Below are 25,577 nucleotides of genomic sequence, written 5' to 3'. Positions count from 1 at the left end.
GAGGTACGCTTGCCATGCCAAAACCGCGAGTTGGATTTTTATCGCGTCAAAATTACCTAGATAGGAATGCGTTTTCCGGAACGCTTTATTCAATGCATCAATCCTTAATCAGTCAACCGTTGCAAGTTTTTAATCTGGGCAATGCCGAGATGCCTTCACCTTGGCGCAAGCTCAGGCATTACTTTTATCCCCAAAAGACTTCTTTAAAACTAGGCTCTCAAGATTATATCGTTGAGTATACAAAATTTGCTTATCAGGTACAAAAACAACTTCTTAAGACACCCTGCGATGTTATTGTCGCGCCTGTGGCTTCAGAAGAGTTAAGTTTTTTTTATAGCAATAAACCGATAATTTATTTGTCAGACGTGACATTTCGTTTATATAAAAAATATTACCCTTTGGCTTTGGACGCTGAAGAAATAAACTGGAAAGACAATCAAGAAAAAGCAGCTATATTGAAATCTAAAAAAGTCATCTATTCTTCGGAATGGGCAGCCAATTCAGCGATTGATGATTATCAAGCGGATGCTGAAAACGTCGAAGTTGTTCCCTTTGGCGCGAATTTAGACGATCCGCCATTGGCTGAGGATGTTATCGGGGAAAAATTATCTTCACCTTGTCGTCTTCTATTCGTGGGCAAAGATTGGCAAAGAAAAGGGGGGACAATTGCCTTTGACACGCTAGTAGCTTTACTGGGAATGGGAGTCGATGCGGAGTTAGTTGTGGTGGGGACTATACCCCCGATTCAACATGAAAAGCTGACGGTGATTCCCTATTTGAATAAAAATGTACCCCAGCAGCGTCAGCAACTCAATCAGCTATTTTTAGACTCGCATTTTTTCATTTTCCCAACTCGTGCGGAATGTTCACCAATTGTGATTTGTGAGGCTAACGCCTTTGGTTTGCCTGTACTGACGACTGAAGTGGGCGGCATACCGACGATTGTTAAGAATGGTAACAACGGCTATATGTTATCGCGATCGGCGTCAGGGGAAGAGTATGCTGATTTAATCGCCCAGACTATCTCAGACCCCAGTACATATCAGCAATTAGTTCACTCGTCTCGCCGAGAATATGATCAGCGTTTGAATTGGGATAAATGGGGAGAACGGATGTATCAGATAATTACTGAGATAGTTGCCTAAAGGATAGAAGCGGAAAAGAGGAAGCGATTCTGTCCTCTCCATCTTCACTTTGTCTGTCGCCAACAGACGCCGTGAAAAACCGACGATAGACGCATTGTCTAGCCAGACTTGATCTCAATCGTATATTTACTGAACCCGTATTTTCTGCTAAATTAAAACAAAGTACGACAAACTAAACCGAGGCTGATTGTATGGTAGAGGGCAAAAATCCGGTTATCGCCATCGGGCTAGATGCGGCTGAACCCTCCCTACTGGAAAAGTGGATGGCGCAAGGGTATCTGGAAAATATTAGCCGTCTGCGGCAACAAGGAATCTATGGGCGTCTGGAAAATTTCCGGGACTCGAATGTGGAAACGGCTTGGACGACCTTTGCCACAGGGAATCCACCCCAGAAAACCGGGTTTTGGGCGCACATGGGGTTGCGGGAAGGGACATACAACTTTGAAACCCGTGCGGCGTATGATTTTAAAGAGTATCCCGCTTTTTACGCCTTGGGTGAGGAGTATCGAGTTGCGGCATTTGATGTGCCTCAAGTTCGGCTGACGGATCAGATTAATGGGGTACAGGTGGCGGCTTGGGGAGCGCATTCGCCCCAAGTGGAGACGGGTTCGCTTCCGGAATCCCTTTACCAAGAACTGGTAGATAAGCACGGTGCGAGTCCAGCATTACATAATGACTATGCTGTATGTCTGGACTTAAAACAAGCGTTTCAGGTTGAGGAACGATTAAAGACTGGCATTGAACGGCGATCGGCGATTTGCCAGGATTTGCTAGAACGGGAAAACTGGGATTTATTTTTGACGGTATTCAATGACCCGCATTCTGGGGGTCATCTGTTTTGGCACTTGAGTCAAGCGGATCATCCGTTGTATGAATCTCTAAGATCCCGTGTCTCCCATGACCCACTGCTGGCAGTGTATCAGGAAATGGATCGGGCGATCGGGGAGATTTTGACCAAGGCGCCTGATGATGCTTATATTGTTCTGTTTTCTGCTCATGGTACGGGCACTGCGACGATTGATTTACCCAGCTTTATCTTTCTGGCTGAGTTTCTGTATCGCTTTAATTTTCCGGGGAAATGGGCATTGGGGTATGGCGAAGTGGCAGATCCTGTACCACCGTTGATTACCAAGATGAAATGGAATTGGTGGGAGCGTCATGTCTGGGGAACTAAGTATGACCCGAATCCCCTGCGCCATTTTCTCAGACGGCAAACCCCTTCTCAACTATTTAAGTTAATTGAACCATTTCTGGATAAGACTGAGGCGGGAGATTTAATCTCACCCTTCCAACTGGTACGACAAGGGGAACGGGTGGTTCCTTGGAATCCAGCTCAATGGTATAAACCGTTATGGTCTTCGATGAAGGCATTTGCTCTGCCTAGTTTTGCGGAAGGGTATATCCGGATTAACCTTCAGGGACGAGAACCGCAAGGGATTGTGCCGCCGTCGGAGTATCATGCTCTGTGTGATGAGCTGTGTGAGAAGCTTTATGCGCTTAAAGATGCTCGCAAGGGGATACCGATGGTTAAGCGCATTGTGCGGACACGAAATGATCCCAATGAGCGCGATCCAAAGTTACCCGATGCTGATTTAATTGTGGTATGGCAGGAAGAGTATCCTACGGATGTGATGGATAGTCCTGATTATGGGCGGTTTGGTCCTCTACCGCCTTATCGGGGAGGCAGTCATCGTCCGGAAGGGTTTATTATGGCGTTGGGTTCAGGTATTGAGGCTGGGTCGAGTTTATCAGAAGGTCATGTCATGGATCTCGGACCAACGATTCTGGAGTTGATGGGAGCGCCAATTCCGGAACGGTTGCAGGGAAAACCTTTACCTCTGGGAAGGAGTGAGGTAGTTTTTGATGGATCAAAAACCTGAGATAGTAAGTACCCGTTAGCGACTTTATTTTTTATTTTTGTTTCGGCTCTTCTCAAATTATTCCTTAGTCCAAAAGATAAGGGAATACTCCGAACTTGTAATCCACTCAATGTCAATTCAATATATTAGATTCAGTAGAACAAAATAATATGGGTTCTGAAAAAATATTGTTTTCCATCAGAATTAAGCTTGCCACGTTTATCAGAAATAGTTTATCTATTTTAGATAATATAAGTCTTAAGCTATGTATGAAACTCAAGTATCCAGAGTATTGTAAAAACGATGTTTATATTCATCCAGCATCGAAGCTTGGCAATTTTACGATGATTGGTAAAGGGACTAATATAAATGGACCTGCGTTAATAGCTAGTTCCATAGAAGCCCCTTGCTATATTGGCAAGTTTTGTGCAATAGGAAATAATCTACGCATCAGACCCAGAAATCACTATACTGGGTTTGTTAACATGAATGATAAGTTTCAAAATCGATATAATTTTCCAGATCTTTCTTCATTTAAAGGTGAAGTTAATATAGGTAATAATTGCTGGATTGCTGATAATGTTATTATCCTTGGAGGTGTAAAAATTGGAGATGGAGCAGTAATTGGAGCAGGTTCAATCGTGACTAAAGATATACCTGCGTATTCGATCGCAGCAGGCAATCCTGCAAAAGTTATCAAAAAAAGATTTAACGATAAAGTAATTCACCAGTTAATTGGTATTAATTGGTGGGATTGGGCAGACGAAAAAATTACCAGGAATAGAAAATTTTTTGAATTAGATTTAAAGCTGAACAGCGATGTAGCTCTTCAATCAATAATTGTTGATTAAGTTTGCTTGTATCGCTGTCTGGAGTTTAGACTAAAATAGCGGTACTTACCTTAATATGAACCCTTAGTGTGTTAATATTTACCCTTACGCCTTTTTCTAGAGTTCATTAAACTCAAATATAGCAATCCTATTTTAGGTTGTGGCAATTTCCAAAAATGAGATCCTTACTATACCTGACCTAAATTTCAAGCCGTTCACTGGTTGCATCCTATTTAGAATTGCTATAGACTCTGGTTATGAATAGCGATATCCTCGAATTATCGCCAAAAATTGCTCTTAGTAGATTGTGATTCCAAGCCACAACCTAACTTACTAACTAAACTTTACACAATCTTCATACATCTTTTATACAAGCTTTATATCCCATCTGGTTTAAACTGTTAATATTGATCATAAGTTCCTCCCCTAGATAGAGGAATTTGCCGTGAAACATTAGCCACAATATCCTAAGAGTCTAGTGGTTATGGCAATCATTTATCCGTATCCGCGAGGCACGATAACCATAGTAATAGTCAACAAATAAGGAAATGAACAAACTAGAGAGCTTTCAAGGTTACAAATTGCCAAATCAGAATTTACATAAGGCAAAAGACTTTAAAATGAAACCCGTAAGGACAATGACAATCCTCACTAGGAGTTTACAGGCAAGTGCTGTTGGCGTAACTGTTCTAGCCGCGAATCCGTCAGATGCAGCAATTATTGGGAGTAAAATTCAGGGAGGATTTATCAATCAACCTCAGACACCTTTAGAACTCAAAATTGTTGTACCCCCTCCTGAAGGTATTATCATTAGGAATACTTTTGAGACAAGAGATGAAAACGGAAATATTTTTGTCCGCCCTAACCCAGATCCGAATAGAGATGTTTTAGGTATTATTGAGAAACAATCAGTTCTCCTTCCTAGGGATATCTCTGTCTTGGATGGATTCAATGAGCAAAAAGACCGCCCCAATAGCATAATCACAAAAGGTACTCTTGTCAGTAGCTACCTCTTTTATTTCAACCCACCAGGTGGAGACGAACCCCGTTTTGATTGGTCGGGGCAAATCACATTTGACGCAACAGTCCTTGGTCTGGTCGGCGGCTTCAGAGTCCACTGGCCTCACACTACCAATGTTGTAGGTTTAGACAATACTGAATATGTGTTTGCAAGTGCTATAGACCCAAGGGATGAAGTCATAAGTTTTGAAAACAATGTTTTAACATTCGATGTATCGTCTAAATCAGGGCTGGAGCCATTTCGGGTGATTACCTCTGGAAACCCAGTAATTCCTTCAGTTCCCGAACCTCTCACTCTTCTAGGTACAGGTACAGCTTTAGGATTTATTCCTCTGTTCAAACGAGCCTATTCAAAAAAGAATAAGGCAAAGGGAAAAGACTGATTCAGATCTACCTTTTTGACGTTTTGTTTTCCTATTTTTCAAAGTTACTGGGGACATTGCCGGGAGCCGAAAAGGCTCCTTTGAACCTATTAGATTGGATTTTTTTCTGCTTTTATCTTAATCTTATACTATACTAATTTAATAATCAAGGTTATAGGATTAATCTCATACATCTGAAATTATCAAATGATTAAACGATTGCTTAAGGATGTTACTTATCCCATCATTAAGTCCAGGCCAGACTTCCTAATTATTGGAGCGCAGAAAGCCGGAACAACCTCCCTGTATAACTACTTAACCCAGCATCCCCAAATCTTTGGCAATACTGGCTGGAAAGAAATTCGTTACTTTGATCGCCCAGAGCATTATAATCTAGGCTTTGGCTGGTATTTGGGCAATTTCCCGTCTAAACTTAAGAAAGGTAACAAGCTAACCTGCGATGCCTCACCCAACTATCTTTACTACGAATTTGTTCCTGAACGCATCAAAAAACATTTGGGAACTCTTAAAATGATAGCCGTGTTGAGGGAACCTGTTTCTCGTGCCTATTCAGCATGGCAAATGTTTCATAGCTTCTCGGATATTGATAACGACCATTTGAGACGATTTTACGATAAAAGAACCTTTGCTGAGGCGATTGAAGAAGAATTTGAATCCGACTTTGATCATACCAAGTACCCTTTTCGCTATGATTATGTAGGTCGAGGCAAGTATGTCTATCAATTAGAAAATTACTATAACTACTTTAACAAAGACAATATTCTAGTGTTGAATATGGACTGGTTTCGTCAGGATTTGGGTTCAGTCCTCAATTGTGTATATAATTTTCTTGGGATTGACGAGTTTCCTCAGGAAACGCTTCAAAAATTACAGCAAAAAAAACATAATAAGGGAAAGTATGAATTTCAGAAAACCCCCGAAGATGAGGAAAAACTGGAATTTCTCAAGAGTTATTTTACTCCATTTAATCAGAAGCTGTATGAACTCCTCGGTGAGCGTTATACCTGGTGAAGCCAGTTGTGGCAATTGTAGGTCTGATGGAGTACATTGGTTGATGGGGGCAAGCATTCATCGGTGTCAACTTAAGCTCAACCCCTCACCCCCAACGCAGGGGAGAGGGGAGCAATAGAATCCTGTGCCCCTTCTCCCCACGGAGGACTTTGCTGGCGAATGTTACAAAAGAACGCTCAAAGCCAATAAAATCGTTAGCGGCTCTAACGTATTTCAGTCATTCCAGGGCGAAATGTTAAATTCGCCAGCAGTATCCACGGAGGGAGAAGGGGTTAGGGGATGAGGGGGAAAATGTCGAAGAGTAGATAGACACAGCTTAAAACCTTGCCAGTATTAATTTTCACCTTAAGTTGATACTAAGGGCAAGCCTGGCGCCTCTACATTTTGTTTCACCTCATACAGGGGGAAACCGCTATATACTCTAGTCAAATTCTTTTGGAAAACAGTGGTGCAATGATAAAACCGATCAAACAATCGATAAAAAAACTCGTCTATCCACTATACCCCATTTTTAATTCGTCGCCAGATTTTTTACTTATTGGAGTCCAACGCGCCGCAACGACATCACTCTATCACTATTTAACTAAGCATCCTCAGATATTAGTCACTCACAAGTTTAGAGAAACGTACTATTTTGACAACCCCGAAAATTACAGTAAAGGTTTTGGCTGGTATCTGAGTCACTTCCCCTCTAAGCTTGGCAAAAACAAGAAGCTAACCTTTGAAGCATCACCCAGCTATATCTACTATAGCCAAATTCCTAAGCTGCTCAAACAGGATTTAGGCACTATCAAAATGATTGCCATACTCAGAAATCCTGTGGATCGGGCATACTCAGCGTGGCAGATGTATCATAGCTATGATAATCTTCCTCTCAAACATTTGCGAGAGAGAGCCGATGAAAGGAGTTTTGCTGAGGCGATTGAGCAAGAATTGAATCCGGAATCTAACGCAGCTAAATATCCATATAATTATATTAACCGAGGTAAGTACGTTCAGCAACTAGAAAATTACTATAACTACTTTGATAAGGAGAAGATTTTGGTTCTGAACTTTGCCGCATTTGGCGATGATTTAGGTTCAAGTCTGAATCAAATCTGTGATTTCTTAAACATCAAGCATTTTTCGCAGGAAGCTATTCAGCAGTTCCAGCAAGAAAAATATGCAGCGGCGAAGTATGTGAGAAGTTCTGATGACGATCAAGTCTTGGAGCGACTGAAAGATTATTTTGCTCAGTATAATGAAAAACTGTACACCTTATTAGGACATCGATATGACTGGTAAAAATAGACCGTATATACTCTTGTAATAGATAAATTACTATATTCTAAAGTTTAATACCTAACAGCCGTCATGAATACAGATAATCCATCCTATTGTGTAGATAAACCAATTTTTCTCGTTGGTGCTGAGCGTTCTGGCACAACAGTTCTGAGACTGATGCTGGATCACCATCCTCAGATTGCTTGGTGCTATGAATTTGAATACGTCGTTGATCAGATATCGGATAATGGCGACTTTCCTCAACTTGAGGCGTATTATGAATGGCTAGAAACTCATCGTATCTTCCAGAGTACAGGCTTCGAGATTGATCGTAGCTTGAGCTATCCCCAACTCGCCAACAGTTTTTTGTGCCAAAGATGCCAAAGGCTCGATCGCACGGGAAAACCCCTAGTTGGTGCTACGGTTCACCGCCATTTTGATCGATTACTACAAATTTGGCCCAATGCCCGTTTCATCCATGTACCCTATGATCAAGCGATGCTCAGTTATCCTCAAACAACCCCCTATAGTTTACCCGACCCAAAATTAATGCTTTTCTAACGCGATCTCTAAAATGAAAGAAGCATTTATTAAAATAAAAGTACCATTAGATCGGCTTCACCCAAAAAGGCAACTCCGCCATGCCTAATACCACCCAACCTCACCACCCCTATTCCCTACTCGTCGTCATCCTCAACTACCGCACCCCCAGTATGACTATCGACTGTCTCCGTTCCCTAGTCGATGAAGTCAAATCCTTACCCGGTACTCGCGTTGTTGTTACCGACAACGCCTCTGGCGACGGTTCAGTCGAGCAAATCACCACCGCCATAGAAACTGAAGGTTGGGGTGACTGGGCATCGGTTATGCCATTGGATCACAACGGCGGTTACGCTTTCGGCAACAACGCCGCAATTCGTCCAGCCCTGGAATCAACCAATCCCCCTCCCTATATCCTACTCCTTAACCCCGACACGATAGCACGCCCTAATGCCATCAAAACCTTAGTCAACTTCATGAACGAACATCCCCATGTGGGAATCGCCGGAAGTCGTTTAGAAGATCCCGATGGCACCCCCCAATGTTCAGCCTTTCGCTTTCACACTGCCCTAAGTGAACTCGATAGCGGTTTACGTCTAGGTTTAGTCTCGAAACTATTGACAAAATGGGTGGTATGGCCCCCCGTTCCCGAACAAGCTTGTCCTACCGACTGGGTTGCGGGTGCTAGTATGATTATTCGGAGGGAAGTATTCGATCAAGTAGGCTTACTGGATGAAGACTACTTCATGTACTACGAAGAAATGGACTTTTGCCTACAGGCAAAAAAAGCAGGTTGGAGTTGCTGGTATGTGCCTGAGAGCCGGGTTGTCCACCTGGTGGGACAAAGTTCCGGCATCACTGACACTAAACGTCCACAAAAACGCCGTCCCCAATACTGGTTTAATTCCCGGCGACGGTACTTTATCAAAAACTACGGCTGGCTGTACGCCTCCTTCGCTGATATATTTTGGGCTTCAGGTTTTGCCCTGTGGCGCTTGCGTCGGGTGATTCAACGTAAACCGGATAATGAGCCGCCCCAACTGTTGGTAGATTTTCTCCGCAATAGCGTGTGGCTCAATAGTAGTATATCATCGTGAAGTAATCAAACTTTATTAGTGTAAGTCCTAGTATTTTCTAAATTTATAGACTTTGAAAGCACGGGAGAGGATGCTACGGTGTGGAATCATATTTTAATTGTAGGACAAGGACGCTCCGGAACAAACTGGTTGCTCGATCTCCTAGACATTAGCCCCAAAACTTATTGTCGCAACGAACCCAATGAACTGCCAACGTCTCCTCTGGCTCAACTACCTTTAGCTGTTGTGCGGCATCCCCTCGGTGACGATTTTGGACAACAGTGGGACAAAGCTGTTGCATCAGTTTCGGTGAGAATGGGTGAACGCGATCGCATCGGTGCTTATCCAAAATTTTACCTAAATGAGTCAATGCGTGGGTTAGGGAGTTTTGTTTTATCAAAGCGCCGACTAAGCCAACTCATTTCCCCAGTAATGCCTAGCTTAAGGCAACCTGACTGGCCCGTACCAAGGTGGTTTGCTGACATTGATGGGCTTAGACAAGCCTTGACGGTTTTAAAATTTACCATGGTGCCAGCTTGGGCTGAGTGGGTTTTAATCAATAGACCCAATGTTCTGGTGATTCATATTGTGCGACACCCTGGAGGATTTTTGAATTCTATGATTAATCGATACTGGTCTGAACAAGATATTACCGTAGTTAAAAAAAATAACCAAGAAAGACTAAAGCAAATTACCAAAAGTGAACCCCACTGGGCAGAACGTTTTGGAGATATAGAAGCGATGTCTGTAGAGGAGTCGGAATTGTGGTATTGGGGCTACGCTACGAAAACAATTCACTCCGTAGGAGAGGGACTACCCAATTATATGCAACTCATCTACGAAGACTTAGCGGCCAACACCGTTACTGTAACAAAACGTCTTTATGAAAAATGCCATCTGCCGTGGACAAAAGATATCGAAGCGGAGATAGCTAAAAGCGCTTCCCGTTCAAAGGAAATTGCTAAAGCCTGGTACGAGAAGTTTGATCAAGAGCAGATTGATTTAGTTAAGCGCATGTTAGCTGAAAGTCCCACCTCCGCTTGGTGGGAGGACTAACTTATTGTTGTGACTGACTTTTCATCGCTATTGTTAGCGGTTAAAGCTAATTTGACTATTATAGTAGATTATGGTTACACAACCAGAATTGCAAACGAAGGTTAACCCAGAAGAAACTGAAAAGTTAGGACTCTGGCAACAAATCCAAGAAGACTGGATTGCCCACGATCGCGACTGGACTCGACCAGGATTCCGCGCCGTTGCCATTCAGCGCTTTGGTGTCTGGCGAATGCAAATTCAACCCAAACTTTTACGAGCGCCGTTTAGTCTTCTCTACCGAGCATTGTATCGCAAAATCCGCAATACCTACGGCATAGAATTACCCTATAGCGTTCAACTGGGTCGCCGTGTGATCATCGAACATCAACATGGGATTGTAATTCACGGCGATTGTACAATTGGTGATGATTGTATTATCCGTCAAGGCGTTACCCTGGGCAATCGCTACGTAGAGCATCCATTCGATGCACCAAAATTAGGGAATCGCGTTAACGTTGGTGCAGGTGCGAAAATCTTTGGTAACCTAACTATCGGTGATGATGCTAATATTGGCGCTAACGCCGTCGTGCTTTTTGACGTGCCAGCAGGCGCAACAGCCGTTGGCGTACCTGCTAAGATTGTAAAATCCCGAAACGCTCAGGATAATGGTTAAATCCGTTACTGTCCCCAAAATTTCTGCCACAGAACCCGATTGGAGTCGCGAACAACTGCGCCGTTGGTGGGACCCAAGCCGCCAACTCCTCAAATCTATCCGTGCGTATCAAAAGTGGCAGGCAAGGTGGGGTATTGTAGGGCGCTTTTTATGTCGGGTTAATGTCCTTCAGCATCGCTTCTGGAGTGTTGTGACGGGAACTGATATCCCGATAAATTGCCAGATTGCTGGCGGACTACTCTTACCTCATCCCAATGGAATTGTTATTCACTCCAGCGTCTCTATTGGACCCAATTGCCTGATTTTTCAACAAGTGACTATGGTCAGGAATGTTAAAATCGGCGGTCATGTTGATATTGGTGCGGGTGCTAAAATTCTTCGCGATGTACGTATCGGTGACCATGCCAAAATTGGCGCTAATGCTGTCGTGCTTGGTGATGTCCCCGCAGGGGCAACCGCTGTGGGAATCCCAACTAAAATTATCACCCATTCCCCGTCTGAACCTCAAAAAACGTCTGACGGTGAAACGTCTATTCCTCAAACTGCTTCCTAGCGATCGCACTATCCCTATTCCCCAGAGTTCCAGACACAGCGAGGTTTCCAGGTCATGTTTACCAATCCACCATGGCTTATTATCGTGGAAGTAGCCCTATTCGCGATCGCACTCTCCCTTCTTGTCCCCATCGGGATGCTGTTCATTGAGTGTTTCGCCGCCCTCTTCCCACCGCGTCAACAACCAGAAGCTGCCCCAGCCTCCCCTCCCCGCATCACCGTGTTAATTCCCGCCCACAATGAAGCCTCTGGAATTAGCACTACCCTAAAAACAATAATACCCCAGCTAACCGACCCAGACAGACTGGTGGTTATTGCCGATAATTGTACCGATGAAACCGCCGCGATCGCACGTCAATTAGGCGCAACGGTAATTGAACGCCAGGATACAGAACGCCAAGGTAAAGGATATGCCTTAGACTACGGTATAAAGCACCTTGCCACAGACCCACCCGATATCGTGGTACTCGTAGATGCTGACTGTATCGTACATGAAGGCGCGATCGCCAAACTTGCTCAACGTGCCAACACGTTCAAAAGACCCACCCAAGCCATTTACCTATTAGAACAACCTCCCAACTCTACACCCAAGGATGCCATTTCCACTCTAGCGTTTCGGGTGAAAAACTTAGTCCGTCCCTGTGGACTAAATCGACTGGGATTCCCCTGCTTATTGACAGGTACCGGGATGGCGTTTCCTTGGTCAGTTATCCACCAAGCGCCCCTGGCAAGTAATAATATAGTCGAGGATATGCAGCTTGGCATTGATTTAGCTATAGCTGGACATTCTCCCCTATTTTGCTTAGATGCTAGAGTCACCGGATGTCTTCCCCAGCAGCAGGAAGCAGCCAAAACCCAACGTACTCGCTGGGAACATGGACATTTACAAACCTTACTTAACCAAGTTCCGCGACTCTTTACCCAGTCAGTGATTCAGCGACGGGTTGATTTGTTCGCGATCGCTCTTGATTTAGTTGTACCCCCTCTTTCCCTGTTAGTCATCATTTGGCTAGCGGCGATGGGGGGAACGTTACTTGCAGCCGTTGTGGGAATATCCTGGATACCAGCGACTTTTGTAGGGCTAGAAGGACTATTAATTCTACTATCAATTATTATGGCTTGGGCTAAGTTTTGCCGTGACGATATACCTGTACAGACGCTTTTAACTGTACCATTTTATATTTTGTGGAAGATTCCCCTGTATTTAACGTTTCTAGTCAAACCGGAGAATAAGTGGATTCGCACAGAACGAGACGCAGTGGATGTTCCAGAATCTTGATTGTTTATAACCTACATTCCGCAGATCCTGACTCAGAGCATTAGAAAGGCATAAAAATTTCAACTCGAAAAAATTAATAGATCTAACAATTCTTGTATTTCTGTCGCTTTTTGTTCATTTTTCAGACAAGCAAGGAACATTAATGATAGATTTTTATCTACCTAGGAGTTCATGTCCGGTGGATTACCCATGATATACAGCGCTTTGCGCTGTAATAAAGTACAGTAAATCAAAGTCCCCCTTTTTAAGGGGGATTTAGGGGGATCGACAATGTACCGCATAGCAGAGCAAACTGCTGTAATCTTCTGACTTGAGTGTAGTCAAAAATGGCTAGTGGAAAACAAGAATGATAATCTTTCCCCAAAAGAGGGTAAGGAACCAGAATTGTATCCACCATATTTTGAAAATCTTACTTGTTTTGTTGAGTTGATTTATCGCCGTAAAAGTGAGAAACACGCATTTGAATCAGTTGGGGTTCTATTTCAGGCTCGAAACCACCTTCACGATTATTAATAAGTTCAGCCCAAGGAAGCATTTGAGTTTTAGTATGTAATTTTTCTACAAGCTTTTCAACTTTACCAATAGGTTTAGCGGGAACACCAGCAACTATATCTCCTTCAGCAACATCCTTTGTAACAACTGCTCCAGCAGCGACTATAGCATTTGGTCCAATAGTTACATTAGGAAGAATGATAGCGTTATAGCCGATAAATACATTATCCCTAATATCAATTTTACCTACAGAGTCGAGTTTTACATTGTAGGCTTTGTTTAGCATGGCAATCGAGCCATCATGACCGATTAGACTGCAGGATGAAAAGTGAACATTATTACCAATACGAATGTAATGGGGATCGCCGAAATGGGTTGATGTGAGAATAGTGCAATGTTGACCTATCTCGTAAAAGTTACCGTGGCGGCGGAGAAATTCGGCATATTCTTTTCCTCTAGGCTTGCAAATCCTGCGGTAGAGATTAGGAAATTTGCCATAATGCATGGCAAGTACACGTAAAATTTTCTTTAGAAGCAGCATAAATGGTACTAATGTACTAAAAATATTTCGGAAAAAGCGAGTTACCGAAAGTCTTGCTCAGGAGTAGGAAGGCTCAACCTTAGTGAAAATTACCAAGATATAGGGTAAAAGTCAATGAATGTGTCTTTAACTCCAGAACTCGAACAGTTTATTCAACGTCAGGTTAATACGGGAAAATACAATTCACCAGAGGAAGTGATTATTAGAGGTATTCAGTTATTAGCTATTATGGAGCGTTTCTATCAAGGAAGCGTTGAAGTCTTACAACCAAAAAAACTCAAAACAGAATGGATGCCTGGTTTTTTTGAAGAAGTAATTGGAGGTTGGGTAGGAGAACCGCTAGTCCGCGAACCGCAAGGAGAGTATGAGACGAGGGAGACGCTATTTTGACCTACCTGCTTGATACGAATGTTTGTATTCGCTTGTTAAATAATACAAGTCCAGCGGTTACGACACGCCTAGCAGCGGAAAAACCCGAAACCATTTATTTGTGTACTGTCGTGCAACTTGAGCTAGTTTATGGAGCCTATCGCAGCAGTAATCCTGAACGAAATTTAGCGACATTGGAACGATTTTTCATTCAATTTTCAATCTTACCTTTAGATGAACAAGCTGCCCAAGTTGCCGGACACATTCGCGCTCAATTAGCGGCATTGGGTACACCGATTGGTCCCGATGATGTACAAATTACAGCTATTGCACTAGCGAATGATTTAATCTTAGTTACCCACAATACGGGCGAATTTAGTCGGGTGAATGGACTACGAATTGAGGATTGGGAAGGGGTAAGGTAGAAATAATACCATTGTAGAGACGTTGCATGCAACGTCTCTACAATCAATGTGTGGGGAACTCCCTTAACTCAACGCTTCCAGATAATCCCGCACCCGATTCCGCCGCTTTGGTTGGCGCAACTTCTGCAACGCCTTCGCCTCAATTTGCCGTACTCGTTCGCGAGACAGTTCCAGCGCCCGCCCAATCTCAGCTAAGGAGTAGGGATGTCCATCGCCTAAGCCAAACCGCATACAAATCACATCCCGTTCGCGACTGGTTAAATCAGCCAGGAGTTGCTGTAAATCCCGCTGTAAAGCCTCGCGCATCAACACATCTTCTGGGGAGGTTTCCTCGGTTTCCAGTAAGTCTCCCAGTTCTGTATCCTTCTCCTTGCCAACTTTAATCTCCAAGGAAACCGATCGCGGAACTCGCATCAGCACTTCCCGTACCTGCGGCGCATCCATTTCCAACTCTTTGGCGATATCCTCAATCGTGGCGGTGCGCCCTTGTTCCTGCGAAATCTTCCGCTGGGCTTTCTTAATCTTATTCAGCTTTTCGGTAATATGAACCGGTAAGCGAATTGTCCGGCTTTGAGTCGCGATCGCGCGAGTAATTCCCTGACGAATCCACCAATAGGCATAAGTGCTAAACCGATACCCTTTCGTCGGGTCAAATTTCTCAACTGCCCGTTCTAATCCCAAGGTTCCTTCTTGAATCAAATCCAGCAGTTCTAACCCGCGATTTTGATACTTTTTCGCCACCGACACCACCAGGCGCAGGTTGGCTTTAATCATGTGTTCTTTCGCCTGCAACCCTTGGGCTTGAACCTGTTCCAGTTCCTTAACGGTTAGTTCGGCTAACTCCGCCCAGCGGCGTTTCCCCACCACCAGACTTGGCTTCAGGGTAGCCACATCCACGCCAGCGGTTGTCGCCCAGCGTTCTAAAGAGGGACGATGACCTAACTGAGAGGCTAAACGGTCATGGGTTTCGATTAAATGAACGAGATGCTCAATAACTGGCTCCTCTGGTGTGGCGAACTTAGCTCGCAAGTCCAATAATCGCATATAGCGCTGAACTTTTTGAGCTTCTGAGACTTCTTCATCTCGTCTCAATAAACGAACCCGACCGATTTCCTGAAGATATAGCCGTACCAAATCGGTGGTACGGCGGTTGGCACTTTTAGCAAAGCTAGTTGTGTCGATATCCTCTTCCATCTCTGGATCAACGAATTCATCCACAGAATTGTCAACATCGCTGTGGGTATCCTGCAAATCCAAGCTGTAGGTAGGCTGGTCGTGGTCGAATTCAGTGTCGGCAAAAGGAGTGGCTGGCATAGTGATCTCTTAGATTACGACCGATAACGACACTTGATCGAAGTGTGTCATCACTTATTACTAGAATTCCCACCCTTGATGACCGGATAACAGCGTTTTCGTTTTTCTCACCGAGAAGGGTTACCTGTTTTTCCAGGAAACCCTTACTGAGATTTACTGCTAACGCATCGCCCCAGTTTCCGTTTTTACAGAAGGTTCAGCGTTTTGGGCTTAAACTCTGTCTCAGGTTAGATGACTGGGCTTCTCCTCTAGCAGATAGTATACGCGATACCCTCTTGGGGAATGAGTGACCTTTGTCAAAGTCTGTATTAATCTACATCACCCATCGGACGGATTCCTGAAAGATTATTGAGATTTGTTTAGGAAACCGTTTGTTGACTGGGGTATCGCCTGTAAAACCTGGATGGAGAGCAGGGGTTCATCTGCTAATTCCATCTCTCTCTATTGTATAGAAAAATGAATAGGTAGTAGGTAACAATTTACATTTTGAACAGTTTGTCGGGTGTCCGGTGTCGGGAGAAACCAAAGTCCTTGAAATTCCCTCCCCTTGGCAAGGGGAGGGTTAGGGAGGGGTTAGATCAAGGTATCGCTTTTTTTGGGCTTAAGTTGATGCAGATGCATGTCGGTAAAGGGCGGATGTCAGTGCAGGGCGCACGTTGGTAAAGGGCGCACGTCAGTCATTGGTGTCAACTTAAGGCGAAAAGCACGACTGGCAAGGTTTTAAGCTGTGTCTGTCTACTCATTGACATTTCCCCCTCATCCCCTAACCCCTTCTCCCAACCCCCCTCGTTCCCCCCTACAAGAGGGGGGATGACAGCGGATGCTTCGCTTTTGTTGCACGGGAGAAGGGGGATCGGATTATCTTGCTCCCCTCTTGCTCCCCTCTCCCAAGCTTGGGAGTGGGGTTGGGGGTGAGGACTGGCGTGGGAGAGGGGCTGGGGGTGAGGGGTTGAGCTTAAGTTGACACCAATGCACGTCGGTGCGCCCCTACGGAAGACCACTGATTTTCAACACGTCACTCAGGGTGGGACAGTACGTGGGTAAACCGAACGTATCGGGATTCACTGGGTTTTGATAGGTAAAATGGCGATAGTTGAGGCAAAATCGATCCCACGCCGCCATCTGAATCCGGAATAAGATAATTAATAAATTCGCTAGTCCAATCGATAAGGGGACGCGAACATAATTTTTTTTACCTAAATACGCACAGACTTCTTCTACCGCCTGGTTAACAGTGAGACGCGGATTTCCTAAGACTAAACGATTGGTTGATAATACTTCACCCGTTTTAGTGGTCAATTCCTGACTTGGAGGATGATCAACCAGATATAGCACTACCTGTGCGATATCCTGGGCGTGCATAAAGTGGAAACTCCCATCGGCTTTGAACCAACGAATCAAGTCCATCCATTTGACTACATCCTTAATCCCTGATGAAATATGGGAGTAAGGTTTGCGCTCATCTCCCCCCAATACCAAAGTGGGAAACACAGTAGTAATTTTAGGCGCGATCGCGAGTTTTGAGATTTGCTGCAAACAGTCATATTTGGAACGGATATAGTCAGTTCCCAGTTGACCCGCTTGTTTGAGTAATTGGTTCTGTTGATTTAGAATGCTAGCGGTGGAAAAGTAAATCACCTGTTCACAACGTTGAGTATCCAGCAAATCCAGCAATCGCAGGGTTTTGACCACATTAATATCAAAAACTTCCTGGACTCCTCCCCAAGCTGTTGCTGCCAAAATTGCTACATCTACCGTTTTGAGTAAATCACCAAACTGATCAATCTGCCGTAAATCAGCTTGACAAATCGTAATACCCGGACGAGCATGATAGTCAAATCCTAATTTATCGGGATTTCTGACCAATAAATACAATTCGTGATCCGTGTGTTGAATTAAACTTTCGGCGACATACTGACCGATGCAACCACTAGCACCAGTCATGAAGATTCGCTTGGGAGTCATTTGTTATTTGTCATTCGTCATTCGTCATTTGTCATTCGTCATTTATCCTGAGGCAGAAATAGGTAAAAATTTTTCCTCTTCCCCAATCACCAATCGCCTATTCCCAATCTCTTACGCATGAACAGTCAACAATTGATCAACCTGTTTGGCTGTTTCAAAGAAGAACCTAACATTATCTTCTGGAGTTCCCGGTAAGACACCATGACCCAAATTAAAGATATGACCTCGGTTCCCAGCTTTACGAATTGTATCCAAAATGCGATCGCGGATAAAATCCTGTGACCCAAATAGCACCCCAGGGTCCATATTCCCCTGAACGTTCATTTTATAGCCTAACCGCTGTCGCGCTTCTGCCATATCTACTGTCCAGTCTACGCTGATAATATCCACACCGGATTTACCCATGCGCTCTAAGATACCCGCACTTCCACTGATGTATAAAATCAGAGGCGTATCCGGATGGGTGGCTTTTACTTGCTCAACCACACGCTGCTGATAGGGTAAGGCAAAGGTATCGTAGTCTTGGGGACTCAGTTGACCCGCCCAGGAATCGAACAATTGCACGACTTGGGCGCCATTATCAATTTGATAGCGTACATAAACCGCGATCGCATCAGCTATTTTCCCCAAAAACTCATGTAGCATGGCGGGTTGGGAAAATGCCATCCCTTTAATAATCGAGTAATTCTTGGAACTTTTGCCCTCAATCGCATAAGCGGCTAACGTCCACGGCGCACCGACAAAGCCTAAAACAGCGGCTTCGTTCCCGACTTCCCGGCGCAGCGCTTGTAATATCTCCCCGACAAATGTTAATTTTTCTAACTCTAAGGGATGAAGCCCGTCAATTTGTGCTTGAGAGCGAATCGGCGGATCTATAATCGGACCTTTGCTTTCAACAATGTCAAAGGGAATACCGACTCCCGGTAGAGGCGTGAGGATATCAGAAAATAGAATCACCCCATCTGGACGAAACGCCTTCCAGGGTTGGAGAGAAATTTCAATAGCAATTTCGGGAATTTCGGAGCGTTCCCGGAAACTGGGATACTTATCGCGTAAATCCCGATAGGCTTTCATATATCGACCCGCCTGTCGCATCATCCACACCGGCGGACGTTCTAATTTTTCACCACGAGCGGCTCGTAATAAATAAGGAACCTGGGTTAACCCAGCCATACTAGACCTACCCTATATAAAGTTTTCAGCGCTCTGTTAGCTTACCATTCCCAGTTGACAATTATTTATGAAGTTTTCCAACATAATGTTCCCTGATCCCCATCTAGTTCAACCCAACTTCCCACAGGCAAAGTGGCGTTGACCCCATCGTGACCAAAGGGCAACTCGGATACAATCGGGATATCAAGATCCGTTAAGCGATCGCGTAACACCTCTTCAACCGTCCAACTTGGCACATTCTGGGGAGGATGGCAGCGACTAAACCGTCCCAAGGCAATACCCTTAACTTTTTGCAACATGCCACTCATCCGCCACTGGGTCAACAGGCGGTCAATCCGATAAGGCGCTTCTGTCACATCCTCTAACGCCAGAATTGCCCCATCTAGCGGTGGTAGAATCGGCGTACCCAGTAAATGAGTTGCCACAGTTAGATTTCCTGGTAAAAGCCACCCCTTAACCTTACCCCCGCCCCAACCCTTCCCGGTTAAGGGGGACAGAGGGCGTCCTTCTACACAGTCAAATAAGCGATTGAGTGACCATTCCGGTTCATTGGCTAATGTGGTTAAGACGGGAGCATGAACACTGCTAATTCCCACCCCAGCTAGACTCCAGAGGAGACAGGTAATATCAGAAAACCCAATCAGCCATTTGGGACTATGGGATTTTGGCTCAAGATTCCTTTCATCATCTCTAATTTTCTCTCCCCCAGCTTCCCCAGCTTCCCTGCTCAATATTACTGGAGAATTCCACATCCAGTCTTCCAGAAGACGGGCGCTACCATAGCCGCCTCGAATACAAAGAATTCCCCGACAGTCTGGGTCACACCAGGCGGCGGCTAACTGCTGACGTCGTTGGTTATCTGTACCCGCCAGGTAACCCTCTCTAGCATCCCAATTGGCTGGCAATTCAACCCGATAACCTCGGCGACGCCAAATTTCAACTCCCTGATAGAAGGCGTCAACCTCTCGTAACGCCCCACTCGGAGCAATCACCCGTAACAAATTACCTTTTTGTAAAGGACTAGGTTGATTGATGTTCAGCAAATTGACCTCACCTGATTGTTGTGATGTAGGACACCTTATTCGATGGATTTCCGGCTTTTGTAAAGGAACCTTAGCCCTAGATTCCGTTGGGTTGAGCGAAGTCGGTTGAGCGAAGTCGGTTGAGCGAAGTCGAAACCCAACCTACAATCTATCCCACTGTAGGGGCGCACCGACGTGCATTAGTGTCAACTTAAGCCATAACCCTTGTCCATTCTAATTTTTAGCCACCGGAGAAGGGCGGGTTTAGTTAAGTTATCAGTTTTTGCCATAAGTTATCTGTAAAACCCGCCCCTACATCCCCTTCCTTGGTTCCCTTGGTTCCCCTGCTCCCCCATCTTCCCCATCTCCCCCATCTCCCTCATCTCCCTCATCTCCCTCATCTCCTCCTAACTCAACCGCGCCGTGCATTCAAGAATAAACTTTTGATTAATTAAAGAATAGGGTTGAATATCCAACGCCCTGCGAAAGGCTGTAATTGCCGCTTGATAATCTCCTAACGCCATATAACACAATCCCAAACCATGCAGCGCCCCAAAATGAATGGGATTGAGTCGGACAACCTGCTGACAATCGTCCCTTGACTTTTGATACTGTTTAAGTAGGTAGTAAAGAACGGCTCGTCGATTCCAAGCTTCAGCAAAATCAGGTTGCTCTCTAATAATCTGGGTCAGCAGTGCTTCAGCTTGAGCTGTTTCCCCACGTTCTAATAAAATCTGTGTCCGCCCTAGCCGTTCCATGCCAGAGATGCCCTTTTGATAGAACCAGATACGCCATAATTCTTCGGTTGCTTGCTTGCGGACGTTTTCGTCAGGGTTTTTTAGGTTCTCCAGTAAGGAATTGATGGATGATTCACTCATCTCTTGTCCTCTTAACTATTGTGTAACGGATTACTCAGATTTATCGGCACTCCCCTATTTTCCCGCCAAATTTGAATAGAGTGCAGATTGCTGCGAGTAAAGATTCCGTAAACTTTGCGGATGTACCAGTCTTATGACTGCATTTTGTAAAATGGGCAGACTGATACTGAGTTTCCTTACGTTGTTAATTTTCGGTGAAAACATAGCTAGGAGAGTCATTCTAGCTATTGCACCACTCCAGTAAGGATGTTGAACAAACTAAAATTCAAGCAGTCAGTCCAAATCTCCCACAAGGGAATGTGTCTCCGCCGCTAGGAGGTTATATGAGTCCTTCTGTGAATCGGTCTACCGACTCACCCCAGTCTTCTGGTGAAAATCTGCCAGAAGCATCCAGTGTGCAACCGCCACACTCAGCCCCACCCAATGGCAATTCTCAAAACGTGACTAACTCATCTACTACAACAGATTCAACCGGGACAATGCCATCAGATGTCCAACGACAACAACCCATTCCTCCGCCCAGTGAACCCATGCAGTACCGAGCAATCGGGCTGATTCGGGGAAAATATATGCCCTCTCAAGAACAATTGACAAGGGGTACTCTACTGGCAGATGACGGTACCTTAATTGATGCCGTCTTACTGGGTCGGGTTATGAGTTTGGTGAAAAACCATCTCGATTTAGCTCTATCCCATCTTTGGGTAGTTTACCCTCGCACGAGACAACAAGACGGAAATTTGCACGTCCAAATTGTCGGTGTTTGGGAACCGGAAACACTCAATCAAGATCAAACGACGGCTTCAGAATCAACCGACTCGCCACCGGAAGAGTCAACCCCTGAGGCACAAACGTCTCCAGATCATCCTCAACCTGAACCAAAAGAGCAATTACCAGAAGGTTATTTTTCAATTCGGGGTCAAGTCATTTACCAGTCGCGGGAGAATGAAGACGTTATTGTCAAAATCAAGCAGTCTCCCCGCAGAGAATCAGAGAAAACCAAATTTTTCAAGCTTCAGCTCAAGGGATTGCTAGGGGAAAAGGTGATTAATCACTTTTGGGATTTGCACGTCAAACTGCATACCAATACCCTGATGATTGAGGAAGGCAATGATATTGGTATCGTTCATGCACCCAAAAGGCGATCAAATAAGTTTCGTCCACGCAAAGGGTCAAGACCTAAAAAGAGTTTTCCCCATCGTGGTTCGGGCGAAGATCGTTCGACAACAGGAAAAAGAACCTCACCCAAGCGTTCAGAACCCTTATCCAAACCAGTTCAACGTAAGGACAAGCCGGGTAAAGATAATTCCTAAGAGAGATTCTTGATTAGGACTTGAGCCAGATTCCGCCGCCCATCCTGCGCTTCACCGATGAGGTAGAAGCGGTAGTTAGGGGCGGCTATGAGGAATTACCAATAAAGTGTTAATATAACAAAGGACAAATGACAGATGACAGATGACTGCTAATCCCACGACCTAAAGTTGTGGGATTAGCTTACTCTATACTCAGTTGAGAACCCCAGCGGTCTTGAGGCAGAAAGGAACGATCCATGGGAATGGATGCTACGGGTTCGGTGAGCGTAAACTCGCCCCGTTCAATCCATTGCTTTAATTCCAAAGCAACTTGCCGTGAACGAAATACACTTGCCAAAGGTGCTGTCCGCACAGAGTTGCCGTCAATGGTAATCCGCCCCTGCTTCAGTTGGGCGTAGCTGACTAATCCGAAGGTGGGACGAACGCGACGGGGGATTGAGAAATCAACCACTGGGGCGACAATATCCTGATCCGATACAGCACAATGCTGAACCACCTCTTCACTCAAAACAGGTAAGGGTACACCAACGCCCAACATCAGAGACGGACCATAATTTTTAAAGTAGCAACCCCGTACCCACTTGGGATTCATCTGCTTGGCATCTCCAATTAACGCCAATGTAGCCGCAGGACCAATGGGGGTATGATTGGGTAGGCGTTTCTGGAGGGGAAAATGTTGAGTCCCTTCCCAAGCGATGTACCCAATACCCCCACCCAAGAAAATTTGCGTACCAATCCCAATCAGCTTTAGTTCGGGATCGTTAAGTAGCGGGGAAATTGCTCCCGGATTGGAGTAGACTGCATTGCCTAATCTGGGCTGGAGCGGACCAAGATAAGTGTACAAGAGGCGATCGCCCCCATTGACGCCGACGATAAAATTTTGATAGAGATTGCGCGGATTGTAGAGATAGAACTGGTTAATCGTTTCGCGAGTAATCGTCGTATCACAAGAGGCTCTAGGATAACAGTCAGTCATCTGTCCAATCGCCCGCAACTGCACGGGTTTACCAGCAATCAAGTCTTCAATTACATGAGAACCACCCCGTTCCCTAGATTCCTCGATCTCTAGCAGATCTCCCATATCGGTAGAGTCCACAACTTGAGTCGCGCCTAAATACAAATCCACCGCACCAAAGCCAGCATAAGCAGGTACACCATCTAACCAGCATTTACGAATCTTAATCGGGGGGTCTGTGTGACCTAAATTAATAATCGCGCCCGATGACTCCATTGGCTCAAATGTACCTGTGGTAATCACATCGACGTTCTTAGCCGCCTGGGTGACACCGATATCGGCGACTCGCGCTTTTAATTCCTCGACCGTCCAGACGACTGCACGACGATGGTGAATTTTATCATTGATTTCAGCTAGGGTTCGCACGATAAACAGTTGTTATTCGTCATTGGTCATTGGTCATTGGTCATTGGTCATTGGTCATTGGTCATTGGTCATTGGTCATTGGTCATTGGTCATTGGTCATTGGTCATTGGTCATTGGTCATTGGTCATTGGTCATTGGTCATTGGTCATTTGCTCCCCCAGCTTCCCCAGCTCCCCCAGCTTCCCCAGCTCCCCCAGCTCCTCCAGCTCCCCCATCTCCCTCATCCCTTACCATATCAGCAGTGGGAGAGACAGCAAATGTTGTTGCCACAGGTTGAGCATCCTTGTGACTCGGATGATGCCATTGGTCAAGAATATCGTTAACCAGAACCTCCTTGAGCCAAACCTGAGCCACCACTGTTAGGGGAAGGGCTAATAATAATCCTATAAATCCAAAGAAGGTGACGAAAAATAACTGGGCGAGCAATGTTATAGCGGGTAACAGGGATACCTGTTGCGCCATGACTAACGGTGTGAGTAAATTACTTTCAACCTGCTGAATCACAATATAGAGAATCAATACAGCAATGGCTTTCCAGGGCGAATCCAGCAGCGCGATCGCAATGGGTGGGATCACACTCACGACGGGTCCAAGATTGGGAATAAATGTTAAAATCCCCGCTAACGTAGCTTGTGCCAGTGCCAGGGGAATTCCCAACAGCAGTAAGCCGAAAAAACTCAACAAAAAAATGACTACCATATTAAACAGAATACCCGCTAGCCATCCTCGTAACGATTCATTACACCGTTGCAAAATCTCATCTACTCGACGCCGATAGAATGACGGAAAAAGGCGAACAAAGCTTTTCCGGTAAGGGTGAGGATCGGCAAGGAGCATCAATGTTAATACCAGGACAAGTAAACTATTCAGGAGGACAACCAAAGCATTATTGAAAAACATGAATCCACCCCCCAACACCCGATTAATTAAGGGGGGAAGCTGTTGCAGCAACTGGTTAATATCGGGGATGTACTGATCGAGCAATCCCGATGAAAAATCTGCTTCTAAAGCTTCTATCCACTCGCTTAATTGTTCAATCCCCTGAGGAACTAACTCACTCAGTTGTAAAAATTGTTCGGTAAAAGGAGGGACGATCAGGAAGTAAAATCCGACCAAAATGCACAGGAGGAGAAAAAGCGAAAGCAGAACTGCAAAAAATCGCTGCATTCCAGATCGCTGAAATCGTTCTACCAGAACATTTAAGGCATTAGATATCACAATTGCGGCAAATATAAGCATGAGAATCTGCCGAATTTGCCACAAAACAAATAGTGAAATGATAAAAACCAGTATGCCAATCCATTTACCCAGACTCACTGCCCAGCCTCCAAGCTACTCGGGTTTGATCCTGCTGCAAAATGGGAAAGGTAAAGTTTTGACCATGGGGTTCGCTCCAGGAAACCTGGTTGTATGGAGGGGTTATTTTCACTATTATCGTGGTCTCACCAGTAATGCGACTCAACTCGCCCCGACTCCCCATCTCTCTCATCTACCCTATCTTCCCCATCTCCCCTATTATCAATACAGACTGAAACAACAAAACAACTTTTGCCATGCTGCACTAGAACACCAGTTCCCTAAATGTAATACAAATGTCTGTAAAGTACTTTTTTCTATCCGATGGCTGGACTGTGGGACGAGTTTGGGAGTTTGGAGGACTTTGGAATGTCAATGCTTGGCGACGGGAACCCGAAATCATCCGCCTCAACCTTTGCATCTTGGAACAGGGGGAAAAGTTATGGCTATATCGGGTTGAGGATGCGGTATTGATGGTAGAAGTTAAACCGACACCGGATGCTTCACCCCAATCCGCCAAAACTATTGGTCAAGTTGTCCTCAAACGCTTAATGAGTGCAGAACAAGTGGTTGAGCGATTGACCACAGCGCCGAGTGTTTTGAATCTCTCCTCAGAAACTAGCGATGGGTGATCAGCGATTGGGTAGAGACGTAGCATGGTACGTCTCTACGTTGGGTCAAAACGTCCCCTGTGCTTGCAATCGTTTCTAACAAAAGTTACACTTCTTTAAAGTCAAGACTAACC

At 45.0% G+C, this 25,577-nt stretch carries 24 protein-coding genes; 16 read left to right on the top strand and 8 right to left on the bottom strand.

The features are described from left to right. The first annotated feature begins 14 nt into the window (after positions 1-14). The 12 genes from RIG66_RS26020 (at position 15) to RIG66_RS25965 (ending at position 12,666) form a co-directional block, all read left to right on the top strand. The gene (locus RIG66_RS26020) at positions 15-1,145 is read left to right on the top strand and encodes a glycosyltransferase family 4 protein (protein WP_446381779.1); all 1,131 of its coding nucleotides are present in this window, start codon (positions 15-17) and stop codon (positions 1,143-1,145) included. 191 nt (positions 1,146-1,336) lie between these two features. Then, complete coding sequence (locus RIG66_RS26015; RefSeq protein ID WP_446381777.1) at positions 1,337-3,025, top strand: alkaline phosphatase family protein; 1,689 nt, start codon at positions 1,337-1,339, stop codon at positions 3,023-3,025. A 149-nt stretch (positions 3,026-3,174) separates the two neighbouring features. Then, positions 3,175-3,855 (top strand): CatB-related O-acetyltransferase, encoded by a 681-nt coding sequence (locus tag RIG66_RS26010; RefSeq protein WP_446381775.1) that lies wholly within the window; start codon positions 3,175-3,177, stop codon positions 3,853-3,855. Between the two features lie 527 nt (positions 3,856-4,382). Then, on the top strand, positions 4,383-5,237 hold the full coding sequence (locus tag RIG66_RS26005; protein ID WP_446381773.1) for a PEP-CTERM sorting domain-containing protein: 855 nt from the start codon (positions 4,383-4,385) through the stop codon (positions 5,235-5,237). A 186-nt stretch (positions 5,238-5,423) separates the two neighbouring features. After that, positions 5,424-6,248: a sulfotransferase domain-containing protein gene (locus RIG66_RS26000; protein ID WP_446381771.1), complete on the top strand. Its 825-nt coding sequence runs from the start codon at positions 5,424-5,426 to the stop codon at positions 6,246-6,248. 453 nt (positions 6,249-6,701) lie between these two features. Further along, positions 6,702-7,532 carry a sulfotransferase domain-containing protein gene (locus tag RIG66_RS25995; protein WP_446381769.1) on the top strand — a complete coding sequence of 277 codons (831 nt, stop codon included), beginning with the start codon at positions 6,702-6,704 and terminating at the stop codon, positions 7,530-7,532. Between the two features lie 69 nt (positions 7,533-7,601). Next, complete coding sequence (locus RIG66_RS25990; protein ID WP_446381767.1) at positions 7,602-8,072, top strand: sulfotransferase family protein; 471 nt, start codon at positions 7,602-7,604, stop codon at positions 8,070-8,072. Between the two features lie 80 nt (positions 8,073-8,152). After that, positions 8,153-9,148, top strand: a complete 996-nt coding sequence (locus tag RIG66_RS25985; RefSeq protein ID WP_446381765.1) for a glycosyltransferase family 2 protein — start codon at positions 8,153-8,155, stop codon at positions 9,146-9,148. Between the two features lie 78 nt (positions 9,149-9,226). Beyond that, complete coding sequence (locus RIG66_RS25980; RefSeq protein ID WP_446381763.1) at positions 9,227-10,183, top strand: sulfotransferase; 957 nt, start codon at positions 9,227-9,229, stop codon at positions 10,181-10,183. A gap of 70 nt (positions 10,184-10,253) precedes the next feature. Next, entirely contained in the window at positions 10,254-10,835 is a 582-nt protein-coding gene (locus RIG66_RS25975) for a serine O-acetyltransferase (protein ID WP_446381761.1), read from the top strand. Further along, a complete protein-coding gene (locus RIG66_RS25970; RefSeq protein WP_446381759.1) occupies positions 10,828-11,388 on the top strand; it encodes a serine O-acetyltransferase in 561 nt (186 codons plus the stop codon). The genes RIG66_RS25975 and RIG66_RS25970 overlap by 8 nt, the downstream gene beginning before the upstream one ends. A gap of 54 nt (positions 11,389-11,442) precedes the next feature. Beyond that, a complete protein-coding gene (locus RIG66_RS25965) occupies positions 11,443-12,666 on the top strand; it encodes a glycosyltransferase family 2 protein (RefSeq protein WP_446381757.1) in 1,224 nt (407 codons plus the stop codon). Positions 12,667-13,075: 409 nt separating this feature from the next. On the opposite strand, the gene RIG66_RS25960 is transcribed toward RIG66_RS25965, so the two are convergent. Continuing rightward, positions 13,076-13,699: an acyltransferase gene (locus tag RIG66_RS25960; RefSeq protein ID WP_446381755.1), complete on the bottom strand. Its 624-nt coding sequence runs from the start codon at positions 13,697-13,699 to the stop codon at positions 13,076-13,078. Positions 13,700-13,813: 114 nt separating this feature from the next. On the opposite strand from RIG66_RS25960, the gene RIG66_RS25955 reads away from it, so the two are divergent. Together RIG66_RS25955 and vapC are read left to right on the top strand one after the other, a co-directional pair. Then, the gene (locus tag RIG66_RS25955; RefSeq protein ID WP_446381753.1) at positions 13,814-14,089 is read left to right on the top strand and encodes a ribbon-helix-helix domain-containing protein; all 276 of its coding nucleotides are present in this window, start codon (positions 13,814-13,816) and stop codon (positions 14,087-14,089) included. Then, positions 14,086-14,493: a type II toxin-antitoxin system tRNA(fMet)-specific endonuclease VapC gene (gene vapC / locus RIG66_RS25950; RefSeq protein ID WP_446381751.1), complete on the top strand. Its 408-nt coding sequence runs from the start codon at positions 14,086-14,088 to the stop codon at positions 14,491-14,493. The genes RIG66_RS25955 and vapC overlap by 4 nt, the downstream gene beginning before the upstream one ends. 63 nt (positions 14,494-14,556) lie before the next feature. Here the strand turns inward: vapC and sigC are convergent, their stop codons facing one another. The 5 genes from sigC to RIG66_RS25925 form a co-directional block, all read right to left on the bottom strand. Continuing rightward, the gene (gene sigC / locus RIG66_RS25945; protein WP_446381749.1) at positions 14,557-15,807 is read right to left on the bottom strand and encodes an RNA polymerase sigma factor SigC; all 1,251 of its coding nucleotides are present in this window, start codon (positions 15,805-15,807) and stop codon (positions 14,557-14,559) included. A 987-nt stretch (positions 15,808-16,794) separates the two neighbouring features. Next, positions 16,795-17,772 (bottom strand): NAD-dependent epimerase/dehydratase family protein, encoded by a 978-nt coding sequence (locus RIG66_RS25940; RefSeq protein ID WP_446381747.1) that lies wholly within the window; start codon positions 17,770-17,772, stop codon positions 16,795-16,797. A gap of 111 nt (positions 17,773-17,883) precedes the next feature. Further along, positions 17,884-18,945 (bottom strand): uroporphyrinogen decarboxylase, encoded by a 1,062-nt coding sequence (hemE, locus tag RIG66_RS25935; RefSeq protein WP_446381745.1) that lies wholly within the window; start codon positions 18,943-18,945, stop codon positions 17,884-17,886. Between the two features lie 65 nt (positions 18,946-19,010). Next, entirely contained in the window at positions 19,011-19,985 is a 975-nt protein-coding gene (locus RIG66_RS25930; protein WP_446381874.1) for a S66 peptidase family protein, read from the bottom strand. Positions 19,986-20,374: 389 nt separating this feature from the next. After that, positions 20,375-20,845, bottom strand: coding sequence for a tetratricopeptide repeat protein (locus RIG66_RS25925; RefSeq protein WP_446345698.1), 471 nt, complete (start codon positions 20,843-20,845; stop codon positions 20,375-20,377). Positions 20,846-21,168: 323 nt separating this feature from the next. Here RIG66_RS25925 and RIG66_RS25920 point away from each other — a divergent pair, with 323 nt between their 5' ends. Then, the gene (locus RIG66_RS25920) at positions 21,169-22,155 is read left to right on the top strand and encodes a hypothetical protein (protein WP_446381743.1); all 987 of its coding nucleotides are present in this window, start codon (positions 21,169-21,171) and stop codon (positions 22,153-22,155) included. 181 nt (positions 22,156-22,336) lie between these two features. Here RIG66_RS25920 and RIG66_RS25915 read toward each other — a convergent pair whose 3' ends face one another. Next, positions 22,337-23,536 carry a homocysteine biosynthesis protein gene (locus RIG66_RS25915; protein WP_446381741.1) on the bottom strand — a complete coding sequence of 400 codons (1,200 nt, stop codon included), beginning with the start codon at positions 23,534-23,536 and terminating at the stop codon, positions 22,337-22,339. Positions 23,537-23,674: 138 nt separating this feature from the next. Next, positions 23,675-24,853 carry an AI-2E family transporter gene (locus RIG66_RS25910; protein WP_446381739.1) on the bottom strand — a complete coding sequence of 393 codons (1,179 nt, stop codon included), beginning with the start codon at positions 24,851-24,853 and terminating at the stop codon, positions 23,675-23,677. Positions 24,854-25,128: 275 nt separating this feature from the next. Here RIG66_RS25910 and RIG66_RS25905 point away from each other — a divergent pair, with 275 nt between their 5' ends. Then, the gene (locus tag RIG66_RS25905) at positions 25,129-25,464 is read left to right on the top strand and encodes a hypothetical protein (protein WP_044210415.1); all 336 of its coding nucleotides are present in this window, start codon (positions 25,129-25,131) and stop codon (positions 25,462-25,464) included. Positions 25,465-25,577: the final 113 nt, after the last annotated feature.

Source organism: Coleofasciculus sp. E2-BRE-01 (assembly GCF_040221695.1).
Classification (GTDB): domain Bacteria; phylum Cyanobacteriota; class Cyanobacteriia; order Cyanobacteriales; family Coleofasciculaceae; genus Coleofasciculus.
Note: the sequence above shows the minus strand (reverse complement) of the source record. Positions and strands in the feature narration are given on the sequence as shown.